Annotated in this window: 22 protein-coding genes; 19 read left to right on the forward strand and 3 right to left on the reverse strand. The window is 67.2% G+C overall.

The window, feature by feature from the left end; all coding sequences use genetic code 11:
• Window positions 1-15: 15 nt before the first annotated feature.
• Complete coding sequence (ppa, locus tag ASE58_RS02330) at window positions 16-591, forward strand: inorganic diphosphatase (RefSeq protein ID WP_055760226.1); 576 nt, start codon at window positions 16-18, stop codon at window positions 589-591.
• A gap of 22 nt (window positions 592-613) precedes the next feature.
• The gene (locus tag ASE58_RS02335; protein ID WP_055817522.1) at window positions 614-1,306 is read left to right on the forward strand and encodes a TIGR02466 family protein; all 693 of its coding nucleotides are present in this window, start codon (window positions 614-616) and stop codon (window positions 1,304-1,306) included.
• A gap of 21 nt (window positions 1,307-1,327) precedes the next feature.
• Here the strand turns inward: ASE58_RS02335 and ASE58_RS02340 are convergent, their stop codons facing one another.
• Window positions 1,328-1,681 (reverse strand): TfoX/Sxy family protein, encoded by a 354-nt coding sequence (locus tag ASE58_RS02340; RefSeq protein WP_055817524.1) that lies wholly within the window; start codon window positions 1,679-1,681, stop codon window positions 1,328-1,330.
• Window positions 1,678-2,571 carry a DMT family transporter gene (locus ASE58_RS02345; protein WP_055817526.1) on the reverse strand — a complete coding sequence of 298 codons (894 nt, stop codon included), beginning with the start codon at window positions 2,569-2,571 and terminating at the stop codon, window positions 1,678-1,680. The genes ASE58_RS02340 and ASE58_RS02345 overlap by 4 nt, the downstream gene beginning before the upstream one ends.
• Window positions 2,572-2,802: 231 nt before the next feature.
• Here ASE58_RS02345 and ASE58_RS02350 point away from each other — a divergent pair, with 231 nt between their 5' ends.
• Window positions 2,803-3,441 carry a DUF1345 domain-containing protein gene (locus tag ASE58_RS02350; RefSeq protein ID WP_055817528.1) on the forward strand — a complete coding sequence of 213 codons (639 nt, stop codon included), beginning with the start codon at window positions 2,803-2,805 and terminating at the stop codon, window positions 3,439-3,441.
• Between the two features lie 53 nt (window positions 3,442-3,494).
• Here the strand turns inward: ASE58_RS02350 and ispG are convergent, their stop codons facing one another.
• Window positions 3,495-4,619: a flavodoxin-dependent (E)-4-hydroxy-3-methylbut-2-enyl-diphosphate synthase gene (gene ispG, locus ASE58_RS02355; protein WP_055817530.1), complete on the reverse strand. Its 1,125-nt coding sequence runs from the start codon at window positions 4,617-4,619 to the stop codon at window positions 3,495-3,497.
• Between the two features lie 84 nt (window positions 4,620-4,703).
• Between ispG and ASE58_RS02360 the strand changes: the two genes are divergently transcribed.
• From ASE58_RS02360 to ASE58_RS02435, 16 genes are all read left to right on the forward strand, one after another.
• Window positions 4,704-5,882: an acyltransferase family protein gene (locus ASE58_RS02360; protein WP_055817532.1), complete on the forward strand. Its 1,179-nt coding sequence runs from the start codon at window positions 4,704-4,706 to the stop codon at window positions 5,880-5,882.
• Between the two features lie 31 nt (window positions 5,883-5,913).
• The gene (locus ASE58_RS02365; protein WP_055817534.1) at window positions 5,914-6,852 is read left to right on the forward strand and encodes an isoaspartyl peptidase/L-asparaginase family protein; all 939 of its coding nucleotides are present in this window, start codon (window positions 5,914-5,916) and stop codon (window positions 6,850-6,852) included.
• Window positions 6,849-7,244, forward strand: a complete 396-nt coding sequence (gene gloA2 / locus ASE58_RS02370) for an SMU1112c/YaeR family gloxylase I-like metalloprotein (protein ID WP_055817537.1) — start codon at window positions 6,849-6,851, stop codon at window positions 7,242-7,244. The genes ASE58_RS02365 and gloA2 overlap by 4 nt, the downstream gene beginning before the upstream one ends.
• Window positions 7,245-7,289: 45 nt before the next feature.
• On the forward strand, window positions 7,290-8,132 hold the full coding sequence (locus ASE58_RS02375) for a S1/P1 nuclease (protein WP_055817539.1): 843 nt from the start codon (window positions 7,290-7,292) through the stop codon (window positions 8,130-8,132).
• Between the two features lie 97 nt (window positions 8,133-8,229).
• On the forward strand, window positions 8,230-8,526 hold the full coding sequence (locus ASE58_RS02380; RefSeq protein WP_055760197.1) for a hypothetical protein: 297 nt from the start codon (window positions 8,230-8,232) through the stop codon (window positions 8,524-8,526).
• Between the two features lie 81 nt (window positions 8,527-8,607).
• Window positions 8,608-10,305, forward strand: a complete 1,698-nt coding sequence (locus tag ASE58_RS02385) for a GGDEF domain-containing protein (protein ID WP_235513461.1) — start codon at window positions 8,608-8,610, stop codon at window positions 10,303-10,305.
• Window positions 10,306-10,368: 63 nt separating this feature from the next.
• The gene (locus tag ASE58_RS02390) at window positions 10,369-12,060 is read left to right on the forward strand and encodes a long-chain-fatty-acid--CoA ligase (RefSeq protein ID WP_082467553.1); all 1,692 of its coding nucleotides are present in this window, start codon (window positions 10,369-10,371) and stop codon (window positions 12,058-12,060) included.
• Window positions 12,061-12,106: 46 nt separating this feature from the next.
• On the forward strand, window positions 12,107-13,414 hold the full coding sequence (gene miaB / locus ASE58_RS02395) for a tRNA (N6-isopentenyl adenosine(37)-C2)-methylthiotransferase MiaB (protein WP_082467555.1): 1,308 nt from the start codon (window positions 12,107-12,109) through the stop codon (window positions 13,412-13,414).
• Window positions 13,411-13,983, forward strand: coding sequence for a hemerythrin domain-containing protein (locus ASE58_RS02400; protein ID WP_055817541.1), 573 nt, complete (start codon window positions 13,411-13,413; stop codon window positions 13,981-13,983). The genes miaB and ASE58_RS02400 overlap by 4 nt, the downstream gene beginning before the upstream one ends.
• Window positions 13,984-14,087: 104 nt before the next feature.
• Window positions 14,088-15,146: an NAD(P)-dependent alcohol dehydrogenase gene (locus ASE58_RS02405; protein ID WP_055817543.1), complete on the forward strand. Its 1,059-nt coding sequence runs from the start codon at window positions 14,088-14,090 to the stop codon at window positions 15,144-15,146.
• 221 nt (window positions 15,147-15,367) lie between these two features.
• Entirely contained in the window at window positions 15,368-16,369 is a 1,002-nt protein-coding gene (locus ASE58_RS02410; RefSeq protein ID WP_055817545.1) for a PhoH family protein, read from the forward strand.
• A gap of 52 nt (window positions 16,370-16,421) precedes the next feature.
• Window positions 16,422-16,694 (forward strand): type II toxin-antitoxin system VapB family antitoxin, encoded by a 273-nt coding sequence (locus tag ASE58_RS02415; protein WP_055817547.1) that lies wholly within the window; start codon window positions 16,422-16,424, stop codon window positions 16,692-16,694.
• A complete protein-coding gene (locus ASE58_RS02420) occupies window positions 16,678-17,073 on the forward strand; it encodes a type II toxin-antitoxin system VapC family toxin (protein WP_055817550.1) in 396 nt (131 codons plus the stop codon). Before ASE58_RS02415 ends, ASE58_RS02420 begins: the two co-directional genes overlap by 17 nt.
• On the forward strand, window positions 17,070-17,582 hold the full coding sequence (gene ybeY / locus ASE58_RS02425; RefSeq protein WP_055760180.1) for an rRNA maturation RNase YbeY: 513 nt from the start codon (window positions 17,070-17,072) through the stop codon (window positions 17,580-17,582). Before ASE58_RS02420 ends, ybeY begins: the two co-directional genes overlap by 4 nt.
• A gap of 10 nt (window positions 17,583-17,592) precedes the next feature.
• Window positions 17,593-18,501 carry a hemolysin family protein gene (locus ASE58_RS02430; protein WP_055760178.1) on the forward strand — a complete coding sequence of 303 codons (909 nt, stop codon included), beginning with the start codon at window positions 17,593-17,595 and terminating at the stop codon, window positions 18,499-18,501.
• A 545-nt stretch (window positions 18,502-19,046) separates the two neighbouring features.
• Window positions 19,047-20,390, forward strand: a complete 1,344-nt coding sequence (locus tag ASE58_RS02435) for a PQQ-dependent sugar dehydrogenase (protein ID WP_055817552.1) — start codon at window positions 19,047-19,049, stop codon at window positions 20,388-20,390.
• Window positions 20,391-20,414: the final 24 nt, after the last annotated feature.

Raw genomic sequence — 20,414 nt, forward strand, 5'->3', positions numbered from 1 at the left:
GAGGGAGTAGTATTAATGCGCATCGACATGGTGCCGGTCGGCGACGATCCGCCCAACAGCCTGAATGTCATCATCGAAGTGCCCACCGGCGGCGAACCGGTGAAGTATGAATTCGACAAGGCGTCGGGAGCCCTCTTCGTCGATCGCATCCTGCACACCCCGATGCGCTATCCGGCGAATTACGGGTTCGTGCCGCACACGCTGTCGCCCGATGGCGATCCGCTCGACGCGCTGGTCGTGTCGCGCTCGCCCTTCATCCCCGGCTGCGTCGTCCGCGCGCGTCCGATCGCGGTGCTGAACCTCGAGGACGAGGCCGGCGGCGACGAAAAGCTGGTGTGCGTGCCGGTCGATTCGACCTTCCCGTACTACAGCAACGTCGGCGAACGCGCCGATCTGCCGGAGATCGTGTTCGAACAGATCGAGCATTTCTTCACCCACTATAAGGACCTCGAAAAGAAGAAGTGGGTCCGGATCGGTACGTGGGGCGGAGCCGAAGAGGCCAAGCAGATCACGCTCGAGGCCATCGAGCGGTATAACGCTGCCAAGGCCCAGGGCGAGGAACCGCACGACGCCGACGTGGCGAACCGCTGATCCGACGCCTGGGGGGATAGTCATGGCGCAGGCGACGACCGGTAACGGTCCTGCCGCCCCCGGGCTATCCCCCGACGCGCTGCGCGTTCGCGCCGCGCAATTGGGGTTGTTCGAAACCCCGATCCTGCATGCGCAAGTGCAGGACGCAGCCGCGATCGACGCCGACCTGCGCCGCGCGATCCTGTCGCGCGCCGCCGGCCACGCCGATGGCGTGAACCGATCGAATATCGGCGGCTGGCATAGCGACACCGACATGCTGCACTGGGGCGGCCCCGCCGCTACCCGTCTGGCCGACCTCGCCATCCGCATGGCCCGGCGCGCGTCGCATTTCGACGGGCGCGATCCCGCCACCGTCGAATGGACCGTGCGGATGTGGGCCAACCTGTCCCCGCCCGGTGCGTTGAACATGAGCCACGCCCATCCCGGCATATTGTGGGCGGCGGTCTATTATCTCGACATGGGTACCGATCCGGGCGACGGCGATCCCGGCGGCGAACTGTATCTCGAAGACCCACGCTTTCCGGTCACGATGATGCGCCTGCCCGGTTTCCGGATGCTCGGCACCGATGGCCAGCCGCAGTCCAACGAACGCCGCCTGCCGACCCGCGCCGGCGACCTCGTGCTGTTCCCCGCCTGGCTGCGCCACGGCGTGCGTCCCCACAAGGGAAGCCGTGACCGCATTTCGATCGCGATGAACATCGATGTGAAGGGGTAGCGGTTCGGCTTAGCCGCCGCCCTATTTCGCCCGCTTGCGCTTCACCGGCGCGCGCCGCCCGGCCTCGAGCGCCAGCGCCCCCCATTCGCGCATCGCATCGCCATCATCCAGCACGTCGTCGGGCGCCCGGCGATAGTTCATCGTCGCGGTCGTCCCGTCCTTGCGCGCATAGGTGAAACGCTCGCACCCGGCGGCGTCCCAGGTCGCATCGGCCACCGCGTCCGACTTGAACCACAGCGCATCGTCCAGCACGATCGCGAAGACCGTCCCGCCCAGATACAGCGTCGCCCCGCCCATCATCCGGCGAAAGCTGACCTGGCCGACCGGGGCCATCGCCTCCTTTACCCAATCGATCAGCGCGGTATCGACGCTCATGCCCCCGCCTCGCTCTGCACCGCCGGCACCCGCCGCCGGACGGCGACGATGCAGCCCGCGACGATCAGCAGCGCGCCGACCACGGTATAGAGCGACACCGTCTCCCCGAACACGACCCAGCCGGCGATCGCCGCCCACACGAACGCGCTATATTCGACCGGGGCCAGAACCTGCGCCTCGGCCCGTGCATAGGCCCACGCCAGCGCCATGACCGATGCGATGTTGAGCAGCGCCGCCCCGATCAGCGCACCGAATTGCGACGGTGCCGGCAGCGCGCCCAGCCACGGTGCCGCGGGCAACAGCATCACGCCGATGACCAGGCTGGAGAACAGCGCGACTTCCAGCGGTTCGGCGGCCTGCGCCTGTTGCCGCAACAGGATCAGGCTGGCGGCATAGAGGATCGATGCCGCGACGCAGGCGAGACTGCCCAGCACGGCTTGCGTCGACGCGTCCGCCTGCACCTCGCCGCCCGCGATCACCAGCACGCCCATCGACGCCACCAGCGACCCGACGATCGCCGCGCGGCGGATCGTCTCGCCCAGAAAGAACGCTGCCAGGTACAGCGCGATCAGCGGCGCAAGGAACGTCAGCGCCACCCCCTGCGCCATCGGCACCCGCGCCAGCCCCCAGAAGAACAGCACGACCGACGACCCCGCCGCCACGCCGCGCCCGATGTGCAGCTTCAGCACCGCCCATACCGGCCAGCGCCGCCCCTGCGCGACGAACACGACGCCGCACAGCACCGCCCCGGCCACCGACCGCCACAGCACCGCGTTGTATGCGCCGCTGTCGATCGACAGCTGCTTCATCAGCGCGTCCATGACCGTGTAGACCATGATCCCGGCCCCGGCGATGAGGAAGGCGCGCAGCGAGGACGGGGCGGCGGACATGGGGACCTTTCGAGGTTGGCGGGATGGCGATGCTGTCGCGTAGCTGGCCCGGCGATGCAACCTTATCCTCCCCGGCACGGGGAGGGGGACCGCCGCGAAGCGGTGGTGGAGTGGGTGCGCCGGGCAACGCAACGACCCCATATGCCGAAGCCCCCCTCCACCAGCTTCGCTGGCCCCCTCCCCGCGCCGGGGAGGATTTGCAAGACCACCGACCTCCGATACACCGCCCCCATGCCCCTGCACCTCGGCCAGCGCCTTGCCCCTGCCCGCTTCGTCGCCTTTGCCGCCGTGGCTCTTTCCGCCGGATGCTGGTCGGTGCCGGCACTCGGCTGGCGGATCGGCATCCCGCTGGCGTTCGACATCGGCGCGGTCGTGTTCCTGCTGTCGTGCCTGTCGCTGCTGGGTGCCTCGGCCGAGCGGATGCGGCAGGCGGCGATCCGCAACGACGCCAATCGCGGGCTGCTGCTGGTGCTGTGCGCGGCGATCGCCATCGTCCTGTTGACCGCGATCGCGATCGAACTGGGCCAGCGCGGCGCGCCCAGTGCGGGCATCGTCGTGCTGGTCGTCGCGACGCTGCTGCTCGCCTGGACCTTCGCCAACACCATCTATGCGCTGCATTACGCGCATCTGTTCTACACCGCCGACGATGCCGGCAGGGACAGCGGCGGGATCGACATGCCGGGGACCGACGAACCGGACTATTGGGATTTCGTCTATTTCGCCTTCACGCTTGGCATGACTTTCCAGACGTCCGACGTGTCGATCACCTCGCGCACCATGCGCCGCACGGTGACCGGGCATTGCCTGATCGCGTTCGTGTTCAACCTGGGCGTGGTGGCGTTCAGCGTGAACGTGCTGGGGGGATCGTAAATCCTGCCCGCTTCAACCGTATCCCCGCGCAGGCGGGGATACGCATGCCTCGATTACTCCGCCGCCTGCGGCACCACCGCGCTCGCCGCGTCGATCTCCGCCGCCTTCGCCTCGACCAGCTTGACGATATGCTCGATCATGTCGGCGTCCTGCACATGGTGGTCGGTGACACCCGACAGATAGACCATGTGCTTGCCGTTGCCGCCGCCGGTGATACCGATATCGGTCTCACGCGCCTCGCCAGGACCGTTGACGACGCAGCCGAGCACCGACAGCGACATCGGCGTGCGGATATGCTGCAACCGCTCCTCCAGCGCCTGCACAGTGCGGATCACGTCGAAGCCCTGCCGTGCGCAGGACGGGCACGACACCACGCGCACGCCACGATTGCGGATGCCCAGCGCCTTCAGGATTTCGAACCCGACGCGCACTTCCTCTTCCGGCTCGGCCGACAGCGAGACGCGGATCGTATCGCCGATCCCGAACCACAGCAGTGACCCGATGCCGATCGACGACTTGACCGTCCCGCCGACGAAGCCGCCCGCCTCGGTAATGCCCAGATGCAGCGGGCAGTCGACCATCTCCGCCAGCTGCTGATACGCCGCGACCGCCAGGAACAGGTCGGACGCCTTCACCGCGACCTTGAACTCGTGAAAATCATGGTCCTGCAGCAGCTTGATATGGTCCATCGCAGATTCGACCAGCGCCTCGGGGCACGGCTCGCCATATTTTTCGAGCAGATGCTTTTCGAGGGAGCCGCCGTTCACGCCGATGCGGATCGCGCAGCCATTGGCCTTCGCCGCGCGCACGACCTCCGCCACGCGCTCGTTCGATCCGATATTGCCCGGATTGATCCGCAGGCAGGCCGCGCCCGCGTCGGCGGCTTCAAGGGCACGCTTGTAGTGGAAATGAATGTCGGCGACGATCGGTACGCGCGCGGCGCGGGTGATCTGGCGCAGCGCGGCAGTGCTTTCGACATCGGGGCACGACACACGGATGATGTCGGCGCCCGCCTCTTCGCAGCGGCGGATCTGGTTGATCGTCGCGACCGCATCCGACGTGTCGGTGTTGGTCATCGTCTGCACCGTGATCGGTGCGTCGCCGCCTACGGCCACGTTGCCGACCATGATCTGGCGGCTCTGGCGGCGGTGGATATCGCGCCACGGGCGGATCGACATGATGGGTCTCGCTAACAATTGGGTTACTTAACACCCGGTATAGCCCCGCATTGCGTCACGCGAAAGTCGAACGGGAAAGTACAGGTGGCAGAAGGGGTTGGGGCAGCATCGTCGCGGCATTACGGGCTGGACTGGCTCCGGATCGGTGCGTTCGCGGTGCTGATCCTGTACCATATCGCGATGGCGTTCAGCCCGTGGCACTGGGTCGTCACCACCGGCCATGCCTATCGCGCGCTGATCGCGCCGATGGCGGCGGTGACGCCGTGGCGGCTGGGGCTGCTGTTCGCGGTATCGGGCTATGCCAGCGGGGCGCTGGTGGCGCGCGCGGCGACGCCGGCCGCGTTCGCCGCCGAACGGTCGCGCCGGCTGCTGATCCCGCTGACCTTTGGCATGCTGGCGATCGTACCGCTGGAAATGTGGGTGCGCGTGCTGGAGGGCGGTTACCCCCATGGCTATCTGCGCTTCTGGCTGGTCGATGGCTGGCGCCTCGGTAGCTTTTACGGGGTGGAGTTTCCCAGCTGGGAGCATCTCTGGTTCCTCGTCTATCTATGGACCTATTCGATGCTGCTGGCCGCGTTCGTCGCGACGGCGGGGGCCGCGCGGCGGTTGGACCGGATCGCGGATTGGCTGTCGCAGGGGTCCCGGCTGCTCTGGGCACCGATCGCGCTGATGACCGGCATCCGCCTCGCCGCGCTGTTCGTGGTGCCGGAGGGTCAGGGGCTGCTGCACGATGTCGCCGGCCATTCGCAATATCTGCCGCTGTTCGCGCTGGGCTTCCTGATCGCGCGGCGGCCGTTGCTGTGGCGATCGCTGCACCGCCACGCCGCCCCGGCCCTGCTGCTGGCGCTGGTCGCGGGCGGGATCGTCGTGTCGGTCGAGCTGCACTATCCCGGCGACGTCGTACCGCCTCACCTCGCCATGGCGGCCAACCGCGCGGCGCGATCGGTCATGGGATGGGCGATGGTGGTGACGCTGTTCCAGCTGGCCGACCGCCACCTCAACCGCGACCATCGCTGGAGGGGAGCATTGGGTCGCGCGGTATTCCCGGCCTACATCGTGCATCACCCGGTGATCGTGCTGGTAACGTGGTTCACCCTGCCGCTGGCGCTCGGGCCGTGGAGCGAAGCCGCGCTGCTGCTCGCCGCAACGCTCAGCGCCTGCGTCCTCGCCTACGCCCTTGCCCGCGCGGTGCCGGGCATCGGCACCCTGCTCGGCGTACCGGCCCCGACCCCGAAGGGTGGCAGGGGCCACGCGATCTGCTAGGTCCGGCCGCCCGCCCAAGCAGGACAACGACATGCCGACCGATTCCCCCCGCCCCTGGACGCTGCTGGTACATGGCGGTGCCGGTATCCTGACCCGCGAGACGGTCAGCGCCGAAACCGACGCCGCGGCGCGCGCCGGGCTGGACGCCGCGCTGGCCGCCGGTGAGGCGGTGCTCGCCGCCGGGGGCGAAGCGATCGATGCGGTCGAGGCGGCGGTGCGCGTGCTGGAGGACGACCCGACCTTCAATTCGGGGCGCGGCGCGGTGTTCACCTTCGACGGCACCATCGAACTCGACGCGGCGATCATGGACGGTCGCGACCGTTCGGCCGGCGCGGTGGCCGGCGTCACGCGCAGCCGCCATCCGGTCACGCTCGCCCGTGCGGTGAAGGACCACAGCCCCCACGTCTTGCTGGCGGGCAAGGGTGCCGACACCTTCGCCGCCGAACAAGGGGTGGAGGCCGCCGATGCCGACTGGTTCATGACGCCCGAACGCCGCGCACAGCTCGATGCGATGAAGGCGAACCCCGATGGCTGGTTCGACGTCGACATGAAATATGGCACGGTCGGCGCGGTCGCGGTGGATGCGGCGGGCCACGTCGCCGCCGCGACCTCGACCGGCGGGGTCACCGGCAAGCGCTGGGGCCGGATCGGCGATTCGCCGTTGATCGGGGCGGGCACCTATGCCGACGATCGCGCCTGCGCCATGTCGGCGACCGGATCGGGCGAGTTCTTCATCCGGGTGGGCGTCGGGCATGAGATCGCCGCGCGCATCCGCTTTACCGGCGAATCGATCCAGACCGCCGCCGACACGGTGCTGGCGGAAACGCAGGCGATGGGCGGCACCGGCGGCGTCATCGTCGTCGGCCCCGACGGCGATGCGACGTGGAGCCTGACGACGCCCGGCATGTTCCGCGGCCGCGTGTCGCAGGGCGAACAACGCCAGGTCGCAATCTATGGCGACGAAGGATGAGCGGCCTTACCGGCCTGCACCATGTCGCGATCATTGCCTCGGACTATGACCGGTCGAAGGCATTTTATGTCGAGGCGCTGGGCTTCGCGATCGTCCGCGAAGTGTGGCGTACCGAGCGCCGCTCGTGGAAATGCGACCTGACGATCCCCGGCGCGCAGATCGAGCTGTTCACCTTTCCCGAAGCCCCGCCCCGCCCCTCACGCCCCGAAGCGCTGGGCCTGCGCCACCTCGCCTTCACCGTCGTCGATATCGACGCAGAGGTCGCGCGACTGGCGCACCACGGCATCGTCTGCGAGCCCATCCGGATCGACGAGCATACCGGACAGCGCTTCACCTTCTTCGCCGATCCCGATGGCCTGCCGCTGGAACTGTACGAAACACGTCGCGCATAATGCTGGGCGCTTGCGGCGGCGGGTAAAGCGGGTATCCCGAACCCCATGATTCGTCGCCTGCTCCTCGCGCTCGCCTGCCTGTTCGCTGCCTCCCCGGCCTATGCCTATTGGGAATTCGGCCATGAAAGCGTGGCGACGATCGCGCGGCTGAACGTGCGCCCCGAAACGCGTCGTGCGATCGAACGCATCCTGCAACATCAGGCGCTGCTCGAAACGCCGACCTGCCCGGCGCGCACCATCGAGCAGGCAAGCGTGTGGGCCGATTGCGTCAAGCCGCTCGGCGAACGCTTCAGCTATGCCTATGCGTGGCATTACCAGAATGTCGACGTGTGCAAGCCGTTCGACCTGAAATCGGCGTGCAAGGACGGCAATTGCGTATCGGCGCAGGTCGAACGCGACGTGAAGCTGCTGAAGGACCCAAAGGTCCCGATGCGCGAAAAGGTGATGGCGCTTGCCTTTCTCGTCCATTTTGTCGGCGACATGCACATGCCGCTCCATGCCGGCGATCGCGGCGACCTGGGCGGGAACCGGGTGAAGGCCGATTACGGCGTTTACGGTCCCGAACGGTTCAACCTGCATTCGATCTGGGACGGGCCGCTGGCCGAGCGTGCGATCACCACGCCGCCCTCCATCTTGCGCACCTATACCGCCGCCGAACGGGCGCCGGTGCAGGCGGGCAGCGTCGAGGACTGGAGCCGCGACAGCTGGGAAGTCAGCCGCGATTATGCCTATGCCTCGGCGTACGGCGGGGACGCCTGCGCGCCGAAGAGCAAGGAGCGTGTCCATCTCGACGACGCCACCATCGCCCGGCTGGTGCCGATCGCGCAGGATCAGGTGAAGAAGGGCGGCCTGCGCCTCGCCCGGCTGCTCGACGAAGCACTCGGCTGAGCGGGTGTCCGCGCGGCCATTGCGCCGCGCGCGATCCCGTGTCAGCTTGGCCCCTGACCCGACCGCGACCACGCGGCGGACGAGGATTGGGGGCAGGATGCGACTTTACGCGACGATCGGGGCGGCCTTGTTGCTGACCGGCTGCGGCTTCGGGCCAGCGACCGGCGGGCCGGAACTGCTGGTAACCGGACCCAGCGAGGCGGTCGCCGCCTTTGTCCGGCAACAGGGTGCACAGGTCCCCAGCCGCGCAACGACCTTTCCAGAGACGATCAGCGACGGCAAATCGCGTGCGCGCGTGCTGATGCCGGTCGGGACCGGTACCGCGACGATGCAGGCGGTGGCCCGCCAGGCGAGCGGCGCCGGGCTGACGACGGCGATCGTCGCCGCGCACTGATCCATGGCCCGCCCCGGCGACCGCGACGAACCGAAGCCGGGGTTAACCATTTATTCGGCCATCGGGTGCGAAGCCGGTGCCATGATCCGGATCGGTCGCATGCTGTGGATTGCGCTGCTGTTGGCGATCGGATCGGTGTGCGCGCCGCCGGCCCATGCGCAGGCCGGCACGATGGGCAATGTCGGCCGCGCGATCGCGACCTGCATCAGCCGGGTTCGGCCGGGCGATACCCCGGCGGGCATGTTCGCGCGTCCCGACCGGTTCGACTGCACCACGCCCCAGTCGGCGCTGGGGCCGGGCGATTTTTGGGTCCTGTCCGACCCGTTGCCATCCCCGGACGACGCCGACGCCGCGATTCGCGTACGGCAGGTCAGTCTGTGGCAACGCCAGATGACGCTCTATGCGCAGGCCGCCGACGGCCGGATCGTCGGACAGTTCGCCGACGAATTCGGCATCGGCCGGCGGCTGCGGCTGGGCGCGGTGATCGAACATCGCTTCGTGCCCGCCGGCGCCCCCTTCACCCGCCTGCTGTGGCGGATCGACGGGGCGAGCAACATGCGCGGGCTCGTGCTCGGCCCGCGGCTGGCGACCGATGCGCAGAGCGTCCGCTCCGACGTACTGCTCGCCGCGCTCTATTCGGCCTTTGCCGGGCTGGCGCTGGGCCTGCTCGTCTATAATTTCGCGCTGTGGCGGGTGCTGCGCCATGATTTCCAGCTCGCCTATTGCGCGCTGCTGGGCTGCCTGCTGCTCTATGCGCTCAGTTCGTCGGGCGCGATGGCGTGGCTGCTGCCGGAAATGTCGAACAACCGCCGCATCCTGTTCAGCTACATCATGCTCTGCTGCGGCATGGCCACCGCCCTCGCCTTCTGCGCGTGCTTCTTCGAAGCGCATGTGCTGGACGGCTGGCCGCTGCGAGCGATCCGCGTGGTGATCCTGGCGTTCTGCGGCATCGCCCTCGCCTTCATGGCGTTCGGCCCCCAGGCGATGGCGATGCTGGACCGGCTGTTCTCGGTGACGATGCTGCTGTCGCCGATCGCGGTGCTGGCGGCGCTGGTGCGGGCATGGCGGCGGCGCAGCGCCTATCTGTCGCTGTTCGCGCTCAGCTGGGCCGCGCCGCTGGGGATGCTGGTCGCCCGCTCGCTCTACAATCTCGGCCTGTTGCCGTGGAGCTTCTGGGTCGATAATTCGACGATCCTCGCGATGACGATCGAAACGCTGCTGGCCAGCGTCGCCATCGCGTATCGCATGCGTATGCTCAGCCGCGAACGCGACGAGGCGATCCGGCAGGAAGCGATCAGCCGCGAACTCGCCGATACCGATCCGCTGACCGGCCTGCTCAACCGGCGCGCCTTCCTTGCCCGTGCGATGTCGTCCGATGGCACGCGCACGCTGATGCTGTTCGACATCGACCATTTCAAGCAGGTCAACGACACGATCGGCCATGATGGCGGCGACGAGGTGCTGCGCCTGTTCGCGCGGACCCTGCGCTACCACGCGCTGCCCGGCGTCCTGGTCGCGCGCATGGGGGGCGAGGAATTCGCGCTGCTGGGCGAGGACACGATGCTGCCCGATGTCGACGTGATGCTGGCCAGCATCCGCGCCGTGCGGCTGCCCTTCGACCTGCGCATCACCAGCAGCATCGGCATCTGCCACGGCCCGCTGGCCGACGAAAACGACTGGAAACGCCTCTATCGCATGGCCGACAAGGCGCTGTTCCAGGCCAAGGCCGCCGGGCGCGATCGCGTCGGTCGCGCCGCACCGCTGCCGATTGCCGCCTGACAGCGATTACCCGTGGCGCAACCCGGCTTGCATGCGCCGCAACCGTTGCTTACACCTATGTAAATGAGCAGCGCCGCCCCCGTTCCCGATCGCTACGCCCACCCCGTCGCGTGGGAGACGCCGTTACCGCCGATGTCGATGGTGACGCTGTTCGAAGAATCCGCCGCCCGCCGCGGCGACGCCCCGCTGATCGATTTCCTCGGCCGCCACTACAGCTATGCCGAAACGAAGAACGGCGCGGATCGCGTCGCCTGCGGCCTTGCGGCGATGGGCTATGGTCCGGGCGACCGCATCGGGCTGTTCCTGCCCAACGTGCCGCATTATGTCGCGGCCTATTACGGCATCCTGAAACTCGGCGCGACGGTGGTAAACTTCTCGCCGCTCTACACGGCGCAGGAATTGGCGGCGCAGGTCGAGGATTCGGGGACCAAGCTGCTCTTCACCCTGTCGGCCTCGGCACTGCTGCCGACCGCGCTCAAGGTGCTGGAGAACAGCTCGCTCGAACGGCTGATCGTGGGATCGGTCGCGGGTGCGCTGCCACCAGCCAAGTCGCTCTTCTACCGCTGGTTCCGCGCAAAGGAGGTGACGCCGCGCCCCGCCGATCCCCGCGTCACCGCCTTTTCCGCGCTGATCGCCAATGACGGCGGCTGCGGCACGCCGACGATCGATCCCGAACGCGACCTCGCGCTGATCCAGTATACCGGCGGCACCACCGGCAGTCCCAAGGGGGCGATGCTCAGCCACGCCAATCTGTCGGCCAATGCGCGGCAGGTCGCATGGCTCGACCCCGATGGCCCGACGCCCGGCGAACGCATCATCGGCGCGCTGCCGATGTTCCATGTCTTTGCCAACACCTGCGTCCTCAACCGCACGGTCGTGACCGGCGGAGAGATCGTGATGCTGCCCCGCTTCGACGCCGGACAGGTGCTGGCCGCAATCACCCGCACCCGCGCCACCGCGATGCCGGGCGTGCCGACCATGTACCGCGCGCTGCTCGACCATCCCCGCCTGCCCCAGACCGACTTCTCCTCGCTGCGCTTCTGCATTTCGGGCGGCGCGCCGATGCCGCCCGAACTGAAGGAACGCTTCGAGGTGGCGACGAAGGCGACGTTGGTCGAAGGATACGGCCTGTCCGAAAGTTCGGGCGTGGTATCGTGCAACCCCTATGCCGGCCCGCAACAGGCCGGCAGCATCGGCCAGCCGATCGCGCAGACCCGCGTGCGGCTGGTCGACAAGGAAGAGCCGACCCGACCCGCGCCGGACGGCGAACCGGGCGAGATCGTCGTGGCGGGGCCGCAGATCATGTGCGGCTATTGGCATCGCCCCGACACCGACGACACGACCTTCTGCCTCGACGCCGACGGCACCAAATGGCTGCGCACCGGCGACGTTGGCACGATCGACGAGGGCGGCTTCATCCGCATCGTCGACCGGTTGAAGGACATGATCGCGGTCGGCGGGTTCAAGGTGTTTCCGAGCGAGATCGAACGCATCCTCTACCACCACCCCGCCATCCGCGAGGCACTGGTCGTCGGCCTGCCCAACGATTATCGCGGCGAAAGCCCCCACGCCTATGTGACCCTGGCCGAGGATTCGGAGATCACCGGCGAGGCGCTGAAGGCGTGGCTCAACCCGCAACTCGGCAAGCATGAGCGCGTCGACGAAGTGGTCGTCCGCCTGACCCTGCCGAAAACGATGATCGGCAAGCTCAGCCGCAAGGACCTGATCGCCGAGGTGATGGCGGAGCGGGGCTGATCGGCCACCCTTCCGACCGCGCCCCAAATCCGGTAAGGGCGCGGCCATGACCACCCCGAAAACCTTCTACGTCAAATCATTCGGCTGCCAGATGAACGTCTATGACGGCGAACGCATGGCCGAACTGATGACGGCCGAGGGCATGACCGCGACCGACGACGCCAATGCCGCCGATCTGGTTGTGCTCAACACCTGCCACATCCGCGAAAAGGCGACCGAGAAGGTCTATTCGGATATCGGGCGTCTGCGCAAACACGGCTCCGACCCGATGATCGCCATCGCTGGCTGCGTCGCGCAGGCGGAGGGGCAGGAAATCGTCCGCCGCGCCAAGGTCGACGTGGTCGTCGGCCCGCAGGCCTATCACAACCTGCCGAAACTGGTGGCGGATGCGGCGGCAGGCAAGCCCGCGCTCGACACTGACATGCCGCCCGAATCCAAGTTCGGCCACCTGCCCGCCCGCCGTCGCAGCGGCCCGACCGCATTCCTGACCGTGCAGGAAGGGTGCGACAAATTCTGCACCTATTGCGTCGTGCCTTACACGCGCGGCGCCGAAATCAGCCGCTCCTTCGACCGAATCGTCGATGAGGCCAAGGCGCTGGTCGATGGCGGTGCGCGCGAGATCACGTTGCTGGGGCAGAACGTCAACGCCTGGACCGATGCCGACGGTCGCGGCCTCGACGCGCTGATCCGCGAACTCGACCGCCTGCCCACCCTCGAACGCATCCGCTACACCACCAGCCACCCCAACGACATGACCCAGGGGTTGATCGACGCGCATGGCGATGTCGAGAAACTGATGCCGTTCCTGCACCTGCCGGTGCAGGCGGGCAGCGACCGCGTGCTGAAGGCGATGAACCGCAGCCACACCGCCGACAGCTATCTGCGCCTGCTCGACCGGGTGCGCGCCGTCCGCCCCGACATCGCGCTGTCGGGCGACTTCATCGTCGGTTTCCCCGGAGAAACCGAAGCGGAGTTTCAGGAGACGCTGCGGCTGGTCGATGCGGTCGGCTATGCACAGGCATACAGCTTCAAATACAGCCCCCGCCCCGGCACCCCCGCCGCCGACATGGCCGGCGAAGTGCCGCTGGAGGTGATGGACGAACGGCTGCAACGCCTGCAAACGTCGCTGCTGCGCGATCAAAAGGCGTTCAACGACGCGACCATCGGCCGCACCTGCCATGTGCTGGTCGAACGCGCCGGGCGCCATGCCGGACAGATGCTGGGCAAGTCGCAATGGCTGCAATCGGTCCATTTCGACACCGACGCCCGGATCGGCGACATGGTGGAGGTGGAGATCGTCGCCGCCGGCCCGGTATCGCTGTCGGGGGTCGAACGGGTGCGGGCGGCGGCGTGACCGACGCGCACGCGCTGGCGGCGCGCGACGGCATTCCCGACGACATCGCCTATCTGCGCAGCGCCTATCCCAAGGGTGACTGGGCGAAGCACGTCAATTTCGGCGAGCTGTGCAATTTCTGGCTGCACGTCCACCAGTCGTTGCGGGCCGAGGGCGCGGCGGTCGAGCGGATCATCGCCGACTTTCGCGAAGGCCAGCTCGACGCCCGCGCCTTTCCGCAGCGCTTCGTGCCTGCGCTGAACCAGTTCCTCGGCCATCTCGACGGGCATCACCGGATCGAGGATGCGGTCTATTTCCCGAAGTTCCGCGCGCTCGACCCGCGTATGCAGCGCGGCTTCGACCTGCTGGAATCGGATCACCACGCGATCCACGCCGCGCTGGAAACCACGGTCGGCAGCGCGCGCGGCCTGCTCGCCAGCCTGAACCAGCCGCAGCGTGACGCGCGCGCCGCCGACGAACACGCCGCCCACGCCGTGACGCTGACCGCCCTGCTGCTGCGCCACCTCGCCGATGAAGAGGATCTGGTGATCCCCGCGATGCTCGAACATGGCGAACGTCGCGTCGGATGAACGGTTGAACAAATAAATCAGCAATTTGATATATTGTATCAGCAACCAAATTGCCGGGATCGCATTGCACGCCGCGGAATGCTCTCATTCACGGAAAACCCATCATGACGACCCCAGCCAAGGGCTATGCCGCACAGGCGGCCGATGCCAAGCTCGCCCCCTTCTCGTTCGAACGCCGCGATCCGCAGGCGAACGACGTTGCGATCGACATCCGCTATTGCGGCGTGTGCCACAGCGACCTCCACACCGCGCGCGGCGAATGGCCGGGCACGCTCTACCCCTGCGTTCCGGGGCATGAGATCGTCGGCACGGTAACCGCCATCGGCAGCGACGTGACGAAGTTCCAGGTCGGCGATACCGTCGGCGTCGGCTGCATGGTCGACAGCTGTGGCGAATGCCCGTCGTGCCATGAGGGCGAGGAGCAATATTGCACCGGTGGCGGGTTCGTCGGCACCTATAACGGTCCCGACCCGGTGCTGGGCGGACACACCTTTGGCGGCTATTCGGACCATATCGTCGTCGACCAGGACTTCGTGCTGAAGGTCAGCCATGACGAGGGCGACCTCGCCGCCGTTGCCCCGCTGCTGTGCGCCGGCATCACCACCTATTCGCCACTGAAGCACTGGGGCGTCGGGCCGGGCCAGAAGGTCGGCATCGTCGGGCTGGGCGGTCTTGGCCATATGGGCGTGAAGATCGCCGCCGCGATGGGGGCCGAGGTCTATGTCTTCTCGACCTCGCCGAACAAGCGCGACGACGCGATCCGGCTGGGTGCCAAGGACCTGATCGTGTCGAAGGACGCCGACGCCATGGGCGCGCATGCCGGCAGCTTCGACTTCATCTTGAACACCGTCGCCGCTGCCCACGACCTCGACCAGTTCCTCGGCCTGCTCAAGCGCGACGGCACGATGACGCTGGTCGGCGTGCCCGAAACGCCGCACCCTTCGCCCTCGGTCGGCACCCTCGTGTTCGGTCGCCGTTCGCTGGCCGGCTCGCTGATCGGTGGCATCGCCGAGACGCAGGAAATGCTCGATTTCTGCAACAAACACGGCCTGACCGCCGATATCGAGATGATCGACATGGCCGATATCGAAGCCGGCTATGACCGGATGCAGAAGAGCGACGTGAAGTACCGCTTCGTCATCGACATGGCGACGCTCGGCTGATGTCGCCTGGGGGATGCGGGAGCGACCTGCATCCCCCACGCATTTATCGCTGTCCCGCTGCCTTCGGCTCTGCCACACTCCCCGGCGATGCAATTGCGCCGCCCCTGGCTCCCCCTGCCGCTTTCGTGCGTTGAAGGGTGGATGCGCGACCTCCATCCCGTCACCATCTGCTTCCCCGGCCGGGCGCACCTTGCGTTCCGGCCGTTTCGCGAAAGGATCGCATGAGCCGCAAGCCCGTCCCCGCCCAAGCCGGTCAGCGCGCCCGCGCCGAAATCAGCTTCGACAAGCCGCAACTCCTCTCCCGCCTGTTCGGCGAGTTCGATGCCAACCTGCTGGCGCTGGAGGAACGGTTGGGCGTCTATATTACCGCGCGCGGTGATCGGGTCGGGATCGAGGGGTCGGCGGAGGCCGTCGCCCATGCGCGCGAGGTGCTGAACGAGCTCCACCGCCGTATCCTGCGCGGCGAAGAGGTCGATCCCGGCCTGATCGATGCGGTGATCGCGATGTCGGCGCAACCCGCGCTCGACGGCATCTTCCGTGCGGAAAGCGGTCAGGGCGCGCCCTCGATCATGATCCGGACCCGCAAGAAGACGATCATGCCGCGCACCGCCGCGCAGGCGAGCTACATGCACCAGCTGCTGTCCAACGACATCATCTTTGCGCTGGGGCCGGCGGGCACCGGCAAGACCTATATCGCGGTCGCGCAGGCCGTGGCGCAGCTCATCACCGGCAGCGTGCAGCGCCTCATCCTCTCGCGTCCGGCGGTGGAGGCGGGCGAGAAGCTTGGCTTCCTGCCCGGCGACATGAAGGAAAAGGTCGATCCCTATCTGCGCCCGCTCTACGACGCGCTGAACGACTGCCTCCCCGCCGAACAGGTCGAACGCCGCATCCTGTCGGGCGAGATCGAAATCGCCCCGATCGCCTTCATGCGCGGGCGGACGCTTGCCGACGCCTTCGTCATCCTCGACGAAGCGCAGAATACCACGCCGGCGCAGATGAAGATGTTCCTCACCCGCTTCGGCCAGAACAGCCGCATGGTTGTATGTGGAGATCCCAATCAGACCGACCTCCCCGGCGGCGTCCAGGCGTCGGGCCTCGCCGACGCCACCCGCCGGCTGGAAGGGATCGAGGGCATGGCCTTCGCCCGCTTTGGCGCGGGCGACGTCGTGCGCCACCCGATCGTCGGTCGCATCGTCGAGGCCTATGAGGGCAAGGACGCTTGATGCCGGGTATATCCCGTATTAGCTTGCAGGATATACCGTTGTAGAGGTCGCCATGGCGTCGCTGTATATCAAGGACCCGGAAACCGCCGCGGCGGTCGCGCGCGTCGCCAAACGGCTCGGCACGAGCAAGACTCAAGCCGTGCGCGATGCCATTCGCCGGGTGGAAGATGATCTCGACAAGGCGACGCCACGCCAGGATCTGCGCGAGTGGATGCGGGAATATCGCGCGAAACATCCGCTTCCCCCTCCAACCGGACTGCAAGCGGACAAGGCGTTCTACGACTGGCTGTCGGGCGAGGAAGACATCGTTGACCCTGTTCGTTGATGCGTCGGCGCTGGTCGCGATGATCGCAGGCGAACCGGATGGCGAGGTGCTGATGGTCCGTTTGATGGACGATCCTGACCCACTCTGGTCGGCGATGACCGAATGGGAAACCGTACTCGCCTTGTGCCGTTCGTATCGCTACCCGATCGAACGCGCCCGACAGGAGGTACGCGACACCGCGGCGGCCGCGGCGTTACGCCGGGTCGATATCGGAAGCGACGAATCACGGGTCGCGCTCGACGCCTACGACCGCTACGGCAAAGGCCGCCACGACGCGAAACTCAACATGGGCGATTGCTTTGCCTATGCCTGCGCCCGTACCAACAACGCCACATTGCTCTACAAGGGCGACGATTTCGCAAGGACCGACCTCAGATGATCGACATCGCCGTACAGGCAGAGGCCGACTGGCCGCAGGATCAGGATTGGGAGGCGCTGGCCACCCGCGCCGCCACCGCCGCGATCGGTCGCACCCCGCAGGCCGCGTGGCTGACCGATCCGGCGCTGATCGAGGTCGCGATCCGGCTGACGTCGGATGAAGAGGTCCACACGCTCAACCGGCAATATCGGCACAAGGACAAGCCGACCAACGTCCTGTCCTTTCCGATGATCCAGCCCGACCTGCTCGATACCGTCACGCAGAACAGCGACGATGGCGAGGTGTTGCTGGGCGATATCGTCCTCGCCCACGGCGTCTGTGCCGCCGAGGCGGCGGAGCGCGGCATTTCCGTTGCCGATCACGCCACGCACCTGATTGTCCATGGCTGCCTGCATTTGCTAGGCCATGACCATCAAAATGATGCCGAGGCGGAAGCCATGGAGGCGATCGAGCGTTCCACGCTCGCCGAACTCGGCCTGCACGACCCCTATCCCGTTACAGAGGACTGACACGACCATCATGGCCGACGTTTCGACCAGCACCACGCCCGGCGACAGTAGCAGCTCCGAAGGGGGCATATGGCGGGGCCTGCGCTCGCTGATCTTCGGCACCGACGCCAGCGAGACGCTGCGCGAACGGATCGAGGAAGTCATCGCGGCGCATGAGGACGAAAACGATGCGCCGGTCGCGGGCGACCTTTCGCCAATCGAGCGGAAGATGCTCCGCAACATCCTGCATTTCGGCGAGCGTGATGCCGGCGACATGGGCGTACCGCGCGCCGATATCGTCGCGCTGGAGGAAAACACCCCCTTTGCCGATGTCGTGAAGCTTTTCGCCGAAGCCGGGCACAGCCGCCTGCCGGTATACCGCGAAAAGCTGGATACCATCGTCGGCATGGTCCATGTGAAGGACGTGTTCGCGATTCTGGCAAAGGGTGAGGAGCATCCCCCCACCGCGATCAGCCTGCTGCGCCAGCCGCTCTATGTCCCGCAATCGATGGGCACGCTCGACCTGCTCGCGCAGATGCAGGCCAGCCGGACCCACCTCGCTATCGTGCTCGACGAATATTCGGGCACCGACGGGCTCATCACGATCGAGGATCTGGTCGAGGAGATCGTCGGCGAGATCGAGGACGAGCATGACGAGGCACCGACCGACCTGTTCGTGCCGCTGGACGGCGGCGCATGGGAAGCCGATGCGCGCGCCGAACTGGAGGACGCCGCCGAACTGATCGACCCGCGCCTCGGCGAAGTCGAGGAGGATGTCGAGACGCTGGGCGGCCTCGCCTTCGTCCTTGCCGGCGAAGTTCCGAAACAGGGCGCGTGCCTCGACCACCCGTCGGGCTGGCGCATCGAGATCGTCGCCGCCGACACCCGCCGCGTCCTGCGCCTGCGCCTCCACCCGCCGCTGCCGGTCATCGAGGAATAGGCGGGCAGGCGCGATGATGGATGGCGCGGGGGCACGGTGACGTTGCCCCTCTGCCTGCCAGACCGCTACCGCCGGTGATCGCTGCAATCGATCATACGGGGTGGAAATCCACGTTTCTCGCTTGCCATCATCTGGACGTATTATTGCGTTACAGGGTGATGGTACGCGAAGCGACTGGTTGCGGATGAAACCAGCGCTGAAGGCGGGGTCATCCCAACGGATACGAATCGGGTGCAGTCGCGAGACGCGGCGCCGGCGTTGGCCGCGCCCTCTCTGACGGCATCCGACAGGCCGCCGGTGCTACTCCCTTGGCATCGGCGGCCTTCTCCCTATTCCAGTCAATGCCGGTAGCGCCGGCTGATGGACAGCCGAACGCCGCGTCGGCCACGACGCACCGCACCAAAGGGCGGGCCAGTGTCGCATCGTCCTTTCCGTACCGGTCGCAAAACGGTGCGGGGTCCAACCCGCAGGGCACGAACCCGCCGCGCGCGACAATCGGACGCCGCCCCCTTCCCCCGGTCCCCCTGCCGCCCTATTCAGCTTCCATGCGCAAACATGCCATCCGTTTCGGAATCGTCCTGCTGGTCCTGATCGCGGGACTCGTCTTTTACCTCACCCGGCCCGACCGGGCGGAACTGAGCGAAAACGCGGTCGCCGGCCGCACCCCGCAACTGTCGCAGGTGCGCAAGCAGACGATCCCGACCGTCCGCATCGCCGAACCGACCGGATGGAAGGACGGTCAGACCCCGACCGCCCCGGCCGGCCTGCAGGTGCAGGCGTTCGCCAAGAGCCTCGACCATCCGCGCTGGCTCTACCGGCTTGCCAATGGCGACGTGCTGGTCGCCGAAACCAACAGCCCCCCGCGCGAAGGCGGCGGCATCACCGGCTGGTTCATGCGGCTGTTCATGGATCAGGCGGGTGCCGGCACCCCTTCGGCCAACCGCATCACCCTGTTGCGCGATGCCAATGGCGACGGCGTAGCGGAGGGGCGCTCGACGCTGCTCAACGGGCTGAATTCGCCGTTCGGCATGGTGGTGGTCGGCGACTGGCTGTACGTCGCCAACACCGACGCGCTGGTCCGCTATCCCTTCCGCGTCGGACAGACCCGCATCACGGCGGGGGCGGAAAAGATCGTCGACCTGCCCGGCGGCGGCAATCACTGGGCCCGCAACGTCATCGCCGATCCCGATGGCAAGTCGCTGTACGTCAGCGTCGGATCGGCCTCCAACATCGCCGAAAACGGGCTGGAGATCGAAAAGAACCGCGCCGCCATCTGGCAGGTCGATCCGGTAAAGAAGACGTTCCGCATCTATGCCGCGGGCGTGCGCAACGCCAACGGCATGGCGTTCGAACCGCGGACCAGGGATTTGTGGGCGGTCGTCAACGAACGCGACATGCTCGGCTCCGACATGCCGCCCGATTACCTGACCAAGGTCGAATTCGGCGGCAACTATGGCTGGCCGTGGCATTATTGGGGCGGATATATCGACGATCGCGTCCAGCCGCAGCGCCCGGACCTGCGCCAGTATGTCGCCCGCCCCGACTATGCGCTGGGCGCGCATGTCGCCCCGCTCGGCCTCGCCTTTACCAGCGACATGCGGCTGGGCCAGCGGTTCGGCAACGGCGCGGTCGTCGGGCTGCACGGATCGTGGAACCGGGTGCCGCCGTCGGGCTACAAGGTGATCTATGTTCCGTTCGCCGCCGATGGCAGCTTCCCGGCCAAGGATGCGAAGCCGGTCGACCTTCTCACCGGGTTCCTGTCGGCCGATGGCAAACAGGCGTTCGGCCGTCCGGTGGGGGTCATCGCCGACCGCACCGGCGCGATGCTGGTGGCGGATGACGTCGGCAACGTAATCTGGCGCGTCAGCCAGCCGCTGTCGGCGCGGTAAATCCCTGACCGTCATTCCGGCGAC

Origin of the sequence: Sphingomonas sp. Leaf9, assembly GCF_001421355.1 — a bacterium.
GTDB lineage: Bacteria > Pseudomonadota > Alphaproteobacteria > Sphingomonadales > Sphingomonadaceae > Sphingomonas.